Annotated in this window: 13 protein-coding genes and 1 tRNA gene; 7 read left to right on the forward strand and 7 right to left on the reverse strand. The window is 48.1% G+C overall.

Features of this window, described 5'->3' with window-relative positions:
• Window positions 1-18: 18 nt before the first annotated feature.
• The 3 genes from rpsD to rplQ are packed head-to-tail and all read left to right on the forward strand — an operon-like array spanning window position 19 to window position 2111.
• The gene (rpsD, locus tag Q9292_RS05110; RefSeq protein WP_194748719.1) at window positions 19-648 is read left to right on the forward strand and encodes a 30S ribosomal protein S4; all 630 of its coding nucleotides are present in this window, start codon (window positions 19-21) and stop codon (window positions 646-648) included.
• Between the two features lie 56 nt (window positions 649-704).
• On the forward strand, window positions 705-1691 hold the full coding sequence (locus tag Q9292_RS05115) for a DNA-directed RNA polymerase subunit alpha (protein WP_194748718.1): 987 nt from the start codon (window positions 705-707) through the stop codon (window positions 1689-1691).
• 33 nt (window positions 1692-1724) lie between these two features.
• Entirely contained in the window at window positions 1725-2111 is a 387-nt protein-coding gene (gene rplQ, locus Q9292_RS05120) for a 50S ribosomal protein L17 (protein WP_194748717.1), read from the forward strand.
• 42 nt (window positions 2112-2153) lie between these two features.
• Here rplQ and Q9292_RS05125 read toward each other — a convergent pair whose 3' ends face one another.
• Window positions 2154-2402, reverse strand: coding sequence for a glutaredoxin family protein (locus Q9292_RS05125; protein ID WP_194748716.1), 249 nt, complete (start codon window positions 2400-2402; stop codon window positions 2154-2156).
• A gap of 78 nt (window positions 2403-2480) precedes the next feature.
• On the opposite strand from Q9292_RS05125, the gene mgtE reads away from it, so the two are divergent.
• Together mgtE and Q9292_RS05135 are read left to right on the forward strand one after the other, a co-directional pair.
• Window positions 2481-3938, forward strand: a complete 1458-nt coding sequence (mgtE, locus tag Q9292_RS05130; protein ID WP_194748715.1) for a magnesium transporter — start codon at window positions 2481-2483, stop codon at window positions 3936-3938.
• Between the two features lie 10 nt (window positions 3939-3948).
• Complete coding sequence (locus Q9292_RS05135) at window positions 3949-5241, forward strand: mechanosensitive ion channel family protein (RefSeq protein ID WP_313985490.1); 1293 nt, start codon at window positions 3949-3951, stop codon at window positions 5239-5241.
• A 68-nt stretch (window positions 5242-5309) separates the two neighbouring features.
• On the opposite strand, the gene rpmG is transcribed toward Q9292_RS05135, so the two are convergent.
• From rpmG to coaBC, 5 genes are all read right to left on the reverse strand, one after another.
• On the reverse strand, window positions 5310-5465 hold the full coding sequence (rpmG, locus tag Q9292_RS05140; protein ID WP_013441158.1) for a 50S ribosomal protein L33: 156 nt from the start codon (window positions 5463-5465) through the stop codon (window positions 5310-5312).
• Between the two features lie 31 nt (window positions 5466-5496).
• Complete coding sequence (gene rpmB, locus Q9292_RS05145; RefSeq protein WP_313985499.1) at window positions 5497-5733, reverse strand: 50S ribosomal protein L28; 237 nt, start codon at window positions 5731-5733, stop codon at window positions 5497-5499.
• A gap of 95 nt (window positions 5734-5828) precedes the next feature.
• A complete protein-coding gene (dut, locus tag Q9292_RS05150; protein ID WP_194748713.1) occupies window positions 5829-6281 on the reverse strand; it encodes a dUTP diphosphatase in 453 nt (150 codons plus the stop codon).
• 123 nt (window positions 6282-6404) lie between these two features.
• The gene (locus Q9292_RS05155) at window positions 6405-8567 is read right to left on the reverse strand and encodes a TonB-dependent receptor (RefSeq protein ID WP_313985502.1); all 2163 of its coding nucleotides are present in this window, start codon (window positions 8565-8567) and stop codon (window positions 6405-6407) included.
• A 102-nt stretch (window positions 8568-8669) separates the two neighbouring features.
• The gene (coaBC, locus tag Q9292_RS05160; protein WP_313985505.1) at window positions 8670-9866 is read right to left on the reverse strand and encodes a bifunctional phosphopantothenoylcysteine decarboxylase/phosphopantothenate--cysteine ligase CoaBC; all 1197 of its coding nucleotides are present in this window, start codon (window positions 9864-9866) and stop codon (window positions 8670-8672) included.
• Between the two features lie 100 nt (window positions 9867-9966).
• On the opposite strand from coaBC, the gene Q9292_RS05165 reads away from it, so the two are divergent.
• Both Q9292_RS05165 and radC read left to right on the forward strand, forming a co-directional pair.
• Window positions 9967-10734, forward strand: coding sequence for a hypothetical protein (locus Q9292_RS05165; RefSeq protein ID WP_313985508.1), 768 nt, complete (start codon window positions 9967-9969; stop codon window positions 10732-10734).
• A 17-nt stretch (window positions 10735-10751) separates the two neighbouring features.
• Window positions 10752-11426: a RadC family protein gene (gene radC / locus Q9292_RS05170; protein WP_194748709.1), complete on the forward strand. Its 675-nt coding sequence runs from the start codon at window positions 10752-10754 to the stop codon at window positions 11424-11426.
• Window positions 11427-11450: 24 nt separating this feature from the next.
• On the opposite strand, the gene Q9292_RS05175 is transcribed toward radC, so the two are convergent.
• Window positions 11451-11526 (reverse strand) — tRNA-Val (locus Q9292_RS05175).
• Window positions 11527-11588 lie beyond the last annotated feature (62 nt).

Consider the following 11588-nt stretch of genomic DNA (forward strand, 5'->3'; position numbering starts at 1 on the left):
GATTACTGGAGAACTATTTTGGCTAGAAATTTAGACCCTAAATGCCGTCAATGCCGTCGTGAAGGTGAAAAGCTGTTTCTGAAAGCAGAAAAATGCTTTACAGACAAATGCGCGATCGAAAAGCGCAACTTCGCACCAGGTCAGCATGGTCAACGCCGTAACTCACGTTTGTCAGACTATGGTGTCCAACTGCGTGAGAAACAAAAAGTACGTCGTATCTACGGCGTATTGGAAGGTCAATTCCGTACTTACTACGCGGAAGCTGACCGTCAAAAAGGCATTACTGGTGAGAGCCTGTTGCAGTTGCTGGAGTCCCGTTTGGACAACGTTGCATACCGCATGGGTTTGGCTGGTTCTCGCTCAGAAGCACGTCAAGTGGTCCGTCATAACGCTATTTTGGTTAACGGCAAGCGCGTAAACGTTCCTTCCTATCAAGTGAAGGCTGGTGATGTGATTTCTGTGGCTGATAAAGCAAAAACACAATTGCGTATTAAAGCAGCTGTTGAAGCAGCTGAGCAGCGTGGTTTCCCTGAGTGGTTGGAAGTCGACGTCAAAGCATTGTCTGGTAAGTTTAAGGCTAAACCTCAGCGTGATGAGTTGCCTGCTACCATCAATGAATCATTGATCGTTGAATTGTATTCTAAGTAATCGCTTAGTCTAGGCTAAGGTTTATTTTTTAATACCCAATTACTTCAAGGAATTGTATGCAAAATAACCCTACAGATTATTTGAAGCCACGTGTTGTTGACGTTGAAGTGATAACGCCACTCCGCGCACGTGTGACTTTGGAGCCAATGGAACGTGGCTTTGGCTATACCTTGGGTAATGCGTTAAGAAGAGTCTTGCTCTCTTCCATTCCGGGTTTTGCCATTACTGAAGTAAAAATCGATGGTGTCGTACATGAGTACTCCACTATCGAAGGTGTGCAAGAAGATGTTGTTGATATCTTGCTTAACCTCAAAGGTGTTGCTTTAAAACTGCACAACAAAACTGAAACCATTCTGGTTTTGAGCAAAAGCGGTGAAGGTATTGTGACAGCGGGTGATTTTGAAGTGGGTCATGATGCTGAGATTGTGAATCCAAATCATATCCTTGCTAACATCACTAAAGGCGGTAAGTTGAACCTGGAAGTGAAAGTTGAAATGGGTCGTGGTTATCAACCTGTCCCAGCTCGTCAAAAAGCCAACGATGAAGACCGTGTGTTGGGCTTCATGATGGTGGATGCGTCTTTCAGCCCGATCAACAAAGTCAGCTATCATGTTGAAAGTGCCCGTGTTGAGCAGCGTACTGACCTCGACAAGCTGATTATGGATGTGGAAACCAACGGTATCATCGAGCCTGAGCAGGCGATTCGTGATGCTGCACGTATCCTGATTGGTCAGTTGTCTGTATTTGCGAACCTGGAAGGTGCTTCTGCTGACGTTGAAGTGAAAGCAGCTCCACAGGTAGATCCTATCTTGTTGCGTCCAGTAGATGATCTGGAATTGACAGTACGTTCTGCCAACTGCCTCAAAGCAGAAAACATTTTCTACATTGGTGATCTGATTCAGCGTACTGAAAACGAATTGCTGAAGGCGCCTAACCTGGGTAGAAAATCACTGAATGAAATTAAAGATGTGTTGGCCTCCAAAGGCTTAACACTGGGAATGAAGCTGGAAAACTGGCCACCTGTTGGCTTGGAAAAAGCTTAATTTCTAATAAGATAAATACTTAAGGAAATTACTATGCGTCACGGTAATAGCAATCGTAAATTGAACAGAACCAGCAGCCACCGTGCTGCCATGTTCCGCAACATGGTGACCTCTTTGCTGCGTCACGAAGTGATCAAAACAACTTTGCCAAAAGCAAAAGAGCTGCGTAAGTACGCTGAGCCTCTGATCACTTTGGGTAAAACACCTACACTGGCAAACCGTCGTTTGGCGTTCAGCCGTCTGCGTGACCGTGACATCGTTGGTAAACTGTTCGGTGAACTAGGTCCACGTTACAATGCACGCAATGGTGGTTACCTGCGTATTCTGAAATGTGGTTTCCGCAACGGTGACAATGCGCCTATGGCGTTTGTTGAGTTGGTAGACCGTCCAGAAGTTGCAGAAGCACCAGCTGCAGAGTAAGTTCTGACGCATCAATAAAAAAGCCAGCAATCGCTGGCTTTTTTATTTGGTACGATGCGATAACAGCCATTGACTGACTTGTTCGCTATTAAAAGGCCAAGCCAGTATATTCTCCTGATCTGACGAGTTTTCTAACAATACTGGAATGCTGATTTGATAGCGTTCTAGCAATTTTTCATCTTCAATAATGTCTACGTATTGGTAAGGCAGTTTTAAGGCCTGCAAAATACGCTCTGCATCCTCACAGAGATGACACCCAAGGGTGCCAAATAATATCAATGGCTTTTGCATAAAAGTCTAGGTAGTGTCATCAACGCTTTGTACAATAATACCTGCAAAAAATAACGGCTGCTCAACATTGGATCCTGCATGACAGAAATTCACGAACATGATGAAAAAGTAATTGAAGGCAAAGAGAGCCTCAGTGAGACTTTGCAGCAAGTGATCCATTTATTGGGTAAACACAAGCTGGTTGAGCATGTCGTGCATAGGCAGGATATGCCGAATCATGATCTGGTTGAGACGCTGGTACACAAGCAGAATTTGAATGTGCTGCAGCACAAACTGGATCAGCTACATCCGGCCGACGTTGCCTATATTCTGGAGTCGCTGCCATTAGACGATCGTTTAATGGTTTGGGATCTGGTAAAAGCAGAACGTGATGGCGAGATTTTGCTTGAAGTATCGGATGCGGTGCGCCAGACACTGATTGCTGACATGGATAGCGAAGAGTTGCTCGCCGCCGCCGAGCAGCTTGATACCGATGAGCTGGCTGATCTTGCGCCTGATTTACCTAAAGATGTATTGCAGGATCTGCTGTATAGCCTGGATACACAGCATCGTGAGCGTTTGCAGTCTGCGCTGTCTTATCCCGATGATACTGTCGGTTCGATCATGGATTTTGATATTGTGACCATTCGGGACGATATCACGCTGGAAGTGGTCTTGCGCTATCTGCGCAGATTGCCTAAGTTTCCCGACCATACCGACAAGTTGTTTGTCATTAATCGCGATGACATCCTACAAGGGGTGTTGCCACTCAAGCGTATTATTCTGAATGATCCGGAGACCAAAGTCGGCGATATCATGTCTACCGATGCTGTGGTGTTTCACCCTGAGGATATGGCGGACCAGGCGGCGATGGCGTTTGAACGTTATGACCTGGTAACTGCCCCGGTGGTAGATAATAATCGCAAGCTGGTCGGCAGGATTACCGTGGATACGGTGATGGATATCATCCGTGAAGAGGCCGAGGCGGATATGCTGTCTTTGGCTGGTTTGCGCGAAGAAGAAGACTTCTTTGCCTCCATCTGGAAGTCGGTGCAAAACCGTTGGGCGTGGTTGGCAATTAACTTGGTGACGGCGCTGGTTGCTTCCCGAGTCATTGGTTTGTTTGAGGGCAGTATTGAGCGAATTGTTGCGTTGGCTGCACTGATGCCGATTGTTGCCGGCATAGGCGGCAATTCCGGTAACCAAACCACCACCATGATTGTACGCGGTCTGGCTTTGGGGCAGATTTCTGGCTATCACATGAAGTCTCTGTTGCAAAAAGAGATGGGCGTGGCTTTGCTGAATGGCTTAATCTGGGGTAGTGTGCTCGGCTTGATCGCTTTTTGGCTCTATCATAGCGCGGCCTTGGGGCTGGTCATGATGTCCGCGATGACACTTAATTTGTTGTTGGCGGCCATTATTGGCGTCACCATTCCATTGGTGATGAATAAACTGGATCGTGACCCCGCCGTGGGTTCCAGTGTTCTCATTACGGCAATCACCGACAGCGGCGGCTTTATGATTTTTCTAGGCCTAGCCACCATCTTTTTGTTATAAGCGGTAATACATGGATAGCGATATTGATATTCTCTGGAAAGAAATTGCGCACGACCTGAGCTCGGTGTCGGCGTTATGGCAATTATTCATCATTGGTGCCGTGCTCGCTGTCAGCTGGCTGTTAAATCTGCACTTACGCAAGCAAATTGCGGCAGGGCGCGTAAACATCGTGTACAAAATACTGCTGGGCGGAATTGAGCGTCTGTTCTTTCCTCTGGTCGCATTTTTAATGCTGCTGATTACCCGGCTCAGCCTGGAGCATTGGATGCATGTGGGGCTGATCAAGCTGTCAGTGCGCATGCTGCTGGCGATGGTGGTGATTCGCAGTTTTGTTTATGTATTGCGTTATGTATTTTCACCTGGCGCCTGGCTGCATTCGTTTGAGCGCGTGATCGCCTGGTGTGTCTGGGTCATTGTTGCTTTGCATATCAGCGGTTTTCTCGATCCCGCATTGCAGATTCTCGAAGACGTGAAATTCACTGTCGGCAAGCAAAAGCTGAACCTGTTGTTGCTGCTTCAGGGCAGTCTGACCATCGTCATTACCATGCTGGTGGCATTGTGGCTGAGCCGCATTATTGAGATGCGCTTGATGGCTGCTACCAATATCAATGGCAACTGGCGCGTGATTATGGTCAAGCTGGTGCGCATGGTGGCGATTGTGATTGCCTTGCTGATGTCCATGGCGGCGGTGGGCATAGATGTCACCATGTTGTCCGTCTTTGGCGGCGCGCTCGGTGTTGGGTTGGGGTTTGGCTTACAAAAGATCGCCAGTAACTACGTGAGCGGCTTTATCATTTTGATGGATAAGTCTCTGCACATGGGTGACCTGATTACCATTGGGGAGCATCATGGTGTTGTGCAAGAGTTGCGCTCTCGCTACATGATCCTGCAGAAGCCCGATTCGACAGAAATCATCATTCCTAACGAGAAGATGATTACGGATGTGGTAATCAATCATACCTCTGCAGTACATACAGCCAAGGTGCCTATTCCTATTCAGATCTCCTATGAAAGCGATCTTGATCTGGCGATACAGTTATTAAAAGAAATCGGCAGAACACATGAGCGCACCATACAGGATGATACGGCGGTAGATGTGACAATCAAGTCATTTGGTCAGAATGGCATTGATTTAGTATTAGCGGTTTGGGTTCCCAACCCTGAGGAAGGTACAGCCAAATTGCAAAGTGACATTTATTATGAGATTTGGCGGCGCTTTAAAGCGAATAATATTCGGATTCCATACCCACAGCAGGAGGTCCGTATTATTTCCTCTTCAAGCGCTGTTAATGGCGATGCATAAACGATAAATGAAAGCTAATAAAAAAGCCTGCATATGCAGGCTTTTTTATTAAACACTTGAAACTAAAATTATTTCAATTTAGTCTCTTTGTACATCACATGCTTACGAGCAACTGGATCAAATTTTTTGATCTCCATTTTCTCTGGCATGGTACGTTTGTTTTTAGTAGTGGTATAGAAATGACCTGTACCAGCACTGGATTCCAATTTGATTTTTTCACGCATGATATTGTCCTTTGCTCACTAGTGCTGCGAGTTAGATTCTTTCGCCAGCAGCGCGCAAATCAGCCAATACTGCATCGATACCATTTTTGTCGATGGTACGCAAAGCGGCGTTAGTAATGCGCAGGCTTACCCAGCGGTTTTCGCTCTCAACCCAAAACTTACGGTTTTGCAAGTTAGGCAAGAAACGACGTCTTGTTTTGTTTTGTGCGTGGGAAACGTTGTTGCCCACCATTGGTTTTTTACCGGTTACCTGACATACACGTGCCATGGTTGTCTCCAAATACTTTTATCTTTTCAGAAAGAGCGAGATTATAGATTGAAATCTATGATCAAATCAAGCAATTATTGCAACTTTTCAAATAATTAGTGCTTGCCTGTGCTGCCAAAGCCGCCTTCACCGCGTTCACTGCTGGTAAATTCATCCACGATATGAAAATCTGCCTGCACTACCGGCACAATCACCATCTGCGCGATACGTTCCATCGGGTTCAAAATAAACGGTTCTTTACTGCGGTTCCAGCACGAGACCAGCAGCTGCCCCTGGTAGTCAGAGTCAATCAGGCCTACTAAGTTGCCCAATACGATGCCATGTTTATGGCCCAAGCCAGAGCGCGGCAGAATCATGGCGGCGTAATAAGTGTTGTCGATATGAATCGCCATACCAGTCGGGATCATGATGGTCTCCCCCGCTTGTATAGTTTGCGTATGTTCAATACACGCTCTTAAATCCAGCCCTGCAGACCCAGGCGTCGCGTAGCTTGGCATCATATGATGCAAACGAGGATCAAGGATTTTAAGGTCTACGGTAATTGACATGCGACTGGCTCCAGAAACTGATTGCGCTATTAAACACGAAATGGCGTCGAAAATCACTAATCGCGGCAAGGCTATTCAATAAAAAAGCCAGCAGATGCTGGCTTTTAAGCGGCGCTTAATGGATTAAAACCTGTACTGAGCACTCAAGCCCAGCAAATAATTGCGACCAGCGGCAGGCTCAAAAAATAAGCTATTGCCATCATTGACGCGTACCGCCCCGATATAATTTTTGTCGGTGATGTTTTCAAGGCGCAAATATTCTTTAAATCTCCAGTTGCTGAGGGTTTGCTCGAAACCTGCACGCACATTGAAGATTGTGTAAGAAGGCGCTTTGTCGGAGTTAATATCGTTGACATACACTTGGCTATTGTAGCGGCCTTCAAGGGCTGAGAAGAATCCCAGTGCTGGATGTCTCCAGGCAAGTTCGCCATAAATTTGTGATTTGTAAGTCCCTGGAATGCGGTTGCCAGACTTAATCAAATTTCCGCTAGCATTTTGATAGCTTGAATCAAACTTGGCATCTAAATATGAATAAGATAAATAGGTAGTCAAGCCATTAGCGAAGTTGCTATCAAGAGACAACTCAATGCCGTCTCTTTTGCTATCGTTTGCATTTGTGTATGACGATCTGCCGGCATTGGTTTGATTAACAACAATTTCATTTTTCGTGCTGATGTGAAAGAGCGTCAAATTAAGCCGAGTGTAGTCGTTTAGAAATGACTTTAAGCCTAACTCGAAATTATTGCTTTCAGATGGTTTTAGGGCAAGATTCGGTTTGCCAGCGCCGCTAGAGACATTGTCGTATGCAGCTTCAATAAAGGTAGGTGTCTCGAATCCTTTGCCAAAGTTGGCATAAAAATTTAAGCTTTCTGACGCTTTCCAGATAGCTCCAATCACAGGGGTGGTTTTTTGATATTCCACGTGGCCACTGTTATCACCGTTTACGCTGGTCAAGTTGTCTTTAACTTTTAGTTGAACATTGGTATGCCTAGCTCCTGCATGAAGGTCAACGCTATTTGTGAGGCTGATTCGCCCTTGCATGTACTGATCAAAGTTGTTCGTAATATTTTGCTCATCACGATTACGCACGTTAACGATAAACCCATTGTTCAGGGTGTTGGTGTCTAGGCGATCATCAGAGGATTTTCCATAAGTCAAACCAAAGCTTAGATTGTAAGGAAGTGTTGAAATTGAGCCAGAATTGTCCCAGCGAGCATCCATCCCATAAAACTCGCGGTTGATTTCGCTCAATCTTGCGCATGTACCACGAAGTGGATCAGATGCGCTGCAAAAGTTTGTGGCTGAGCCCGATCCGCGCAAAACGGTTGCCAGTGCCGTAGTTGTAAGGATTTGAGCATTTTTCCTTGATCCAACGTAGGGCGTAAGTGTTAGCTTGTTGTTTGCGTTAAGCGCATGTTCAATGTTGAATCCCACCTGTGTGTGGTCTCTTTTAACGCTCGTATTGGCGAATAATGCCGCGGGGACCGCGTCCTTGCGCGTTGCATTTGAGAATGCACGAGCACGATTTAATCCAAGAGGGTCTTGTGCTTCCTGATCGAACCAGTTAACTAAAGCGGTGACTTTGGTATCTTCTGTGAGGTTGAATTTGAATTTGGCAGTAGCCATCTGCTTGTTGCTTGCGCTATTCGTTCTGTAACCATCAGACTCAAAGTTAGAAACATTCAGCATGTATTCCATCCCTTCAAGCTGGCCGGAGGCTTCGAGGATGTTGCGTTTGGTGTCATAGCTGCCAAACATTGCGGTTGCACCTAGTGTTGGCGTTGCAGGGGCATCCTGGGTGAACATTTGAATTACGCCACCGGACGAGTTGCCGTAAAGCGAAGAGAATGGTCCGCGCATGACTTCTATACTTTTAATTGCTGACAGGTCAACCACGCCGGGTTGGCCTTGGCCATCTGGCATGGTCAGCGGGATGCCGTCGACATAAATACGAATGCCACGCACCCCAAACGATGAGCGCGCACCAAAGCCCCGGCTGGAAATTTGTGGATCTTGTGCCTGCTGCGTGCGGTTTTGCGCGGTAATGCCGGGTACGCGAATCAGACTTTCCGAGAGGTTGATTTGCAGTTGGCCATCTTTGATGTTTTTTTGCTCTACGACGTCAATCGCGACCGGGAGGTCAAAGCTGTTTTGTGCTTGTCGGGTGGCTGTGACCACAATCGGAGACAGGGTGACGGCTTTTTCTTCATCTGCCAATCCGCTGGTGGGGGCGATGAAGGCGGTTGCGATAGCCATCGATAAAGGCGTGAGGCGGAATACGCGCATGTTCTAACTTTCTACTTAAAATCGAATCGCGCGATTGTAAGCTGTGCGTAAGCTTTCGCTCCTCAGTATTTTCATGAAAATACTGAGGAGACCTGAAGATATTTAATGTGGATCAAGTCTCGCATGCAGATGGCAGAGAATCTCGAACGCGATATTAATTTTTTCATTGGCTTGCAGGGGCGTTTCAGCTTGATCATCTATGATGGTCACTGTGTTACGGTCACTGCCCAAGGCGGAATTGGCATGATTCGCCACAATCATGGGAATCCGCTTCGCCAGCCGTTTTTGTCGGGCGTGTTCGAGTATTTGTTCTGACTCTGCTGCAAAACCGACACAGTAAGGCGGATTAGGCAAGGACGCGACATCTGCCAGAATGTCTTTGTTTTTGATCAGCGCTAAGGTGAGTGCAGACTCACTCTTTTTGATTTTCTGTTCTGATATTTGTTGTGGTCGGTAGTCGGCCACGGCGGCGACGGCAATAAATACATCTTGGTTGGCAATGTGCTGCATCACAGTTTGATACATCTCACCGGCGCTGCCCGCGAAGCAGGCTTGGCTGACTTCGGGAGGCGTGACTTGATGGTGGCCATAGACTAGCGTGACCGTTGCGCCCATGCGGGTGGCGGCTTGCGCCAGAGCAAAGCCCATTTTGCCACTGCTCAGGTTGGTGATGCCACGTACCGGATCCAGCATTTCCATGGTCGCACCTGCGGTTATCAGGATGTTTTTTCCAGCCAATAACTTGGGTGTGAAAAAACGGGTGAGGGCCTCCAGCAGGTGATCCGGCTCCAGCATTCTGCCTTGCCCGACTTCGCCACATGCCTGCTCACCGCTGTCCGGCCCCAGGAGGGTGACGCCATCTTGCCTGAGTTGTTGCACGTTGCGCTGAGTTGCCGAATTCTCCCACATTTGTCTGTTCATGGCGGGTGCAACCAGAAGTGGGCACTCACGTGCAAGGCATAAGGTGGAGAGCAGGTCGTTGGCAAAGCCATGCGCCAGCCTGGCCATAAAATCGGCACTGGCTGGTGCAACCAGGATGGCATCTGCCTGACGGCTGAGCTCAATGTGCGGCATGCCATTGGCGATACGCTGATCCCAGCTATCTATAAACACAGGTTGCCCGGACAAGGCTTGCAAGGTGGTTGGGGTGATAAAGTGGGTGGCTGCTTCAGTCATCACCACTTGTACACGGTGGCCTTGTTTAACCAGCAAGCGCACCAATTCTGCTGTTTTGTAAGCAGCGATGCCGCCAGTGACGCCCAGTAGAATATTTAAAGGTTTTGCGTAGATCGCGTTCATGGCAAGTATTTTAACTGCAAAAGCGCGCATCGAAGCATTTTTGAGCGCCGCCGGCTGTCTTTAAACATGTTAACATCTATCCATCCTTTGGGTGGCAGGCATGATAAAGACAGTCCGAATTTTCTTTTGGGTAGTAGTGGTGAGTGCGGCTTTATTGCAGCTTTGGCAAGAGTACGAAGTCCTGCAATGGCGGCATTCGCTCAAGGTGGCTTTATATCCGGTCAATGCCGATGGCTCTGCGACTTCAGCCGCGTATATTGCCAGTTTGCGGGCTGAGGATTTTGAACAGTTGGCGGCCTTTTTCTCGCGGGAGGCTGCCAAATATCAATTGCCCTTGAGGCGGCCAATCACGTTTTATCTTGGCCCGGAAATTCATCAGGTGCCGCCTGCGCCACCTGCAGTGAGTGCGCCGTTGCATGAGATTATTTTGTGGAGTCTGCAATTTCGCTGGTTTGGCTGGCGGCATCAGCCGGAGGTTGGTGTCCCGCTAGACATCAAGTTGTATTTGCTCTATCACGATCCGGCCCGGCAACGGCATTTACGGCACTCCACCGCCTTGCACAAAGGCCGCATCGGCCGTGTCAATTTGTTTGCCGAAAACAGCCAGCACTCTGTGAATGCTGTCATTGTGGCGCATGAGCTGCTGCATACCCTGAGTGCCACAGATAAATACGACCTCAGCACCCATCAGCCCCAGTTTCCGCAAGGATATGCAGAGCCCTATGCCCAGCCGCTGTATCCGCAATCCATGGCCGAGCTGATGGCGGGCCAGATCCCTCAATCTGCGCAAACCTCGCGCATGGCAAAAAGTTTGGATGAAGTGGTGATTGGTCGACCGACAGCACGTGAGATCGGTTGGCTGCATTAGGCGATAAAGGGGGGCACATGGCAATTACAGATTGGCCGGAACAGGAACGGCCACGCGAAAAATTGCTGCGCACCGGCGCAGTGTCATTATCGGACGCAGAGTTATTGGCGATTTTCTTACGTGTTGGGGTGGCTGGTAAAACCGCTGTGGATTTGGCGAGAGAGTTGTTGCAACATTTTCATAGCCTGAATGGCGTGTTTTCAGCAGATCTTAAACAGATGTCACGGGTGTCTGGCATGGGGGTGAGTAAATATTGCCAGTTGCAGGCGGTGCTGGAAATGAGCAAGCGGGCCTTGGGCGAAACCTTGCAGCAAAATGACAGTTTTCGCTCGCCACGCCAGGTGAAGGATTATTTGCAGTTACAACTGTCGGCCTTGCAGCGCGAAGTGTTTGGTATTTTGTTTTTAGATGCGCAAAATCGGCTGATCGCCTATGAAACCTTATTCGAAGGCAGCTTGATGCAAACCAATGTTTATCCGCGTGAGGTGGTTAAACGCGCGCTGGCGCTCAATGCGGCCGCGGTGATCCTGAGCCATAATCATCCCGGTGGGGTCGCCAGTCCGAGTCGAGCCGATGAGCAATTAACCAACAGTTTGAAAGAAGCGTTGATGCTGGTGGATGTGAAAGTGCTGGATCACATTATCGTCGCCAAGCAAGAGACGTTTTCTTTTAGCGAACAGGGGATGATTTGAAGCTGATCTGCTGAAGGCTGGGAGTGGTGGGTGCTAACGGGGTCGAACCGCTGACATTCGCCTTGTAAGGGCGACGCTCTACCAACTGAGCTAAGCACCCGTGCCTTGCAACGAAGCGCGCATTATACCGAAACTCTTTTTTAGTGCAAGCAGTTGCCCGGA

It is taken from the genome of Methylophilus sp. VKM B-3414, assembly GCF_032248435.1.
Taxonomy (GTDB): domain Bacteria; phylum Pseudomonadota; class Gammaproteobacteria; order Burkholderiales; family Methylophilaceae; genus Methylophilus; species Methylophilus glucosoxydans.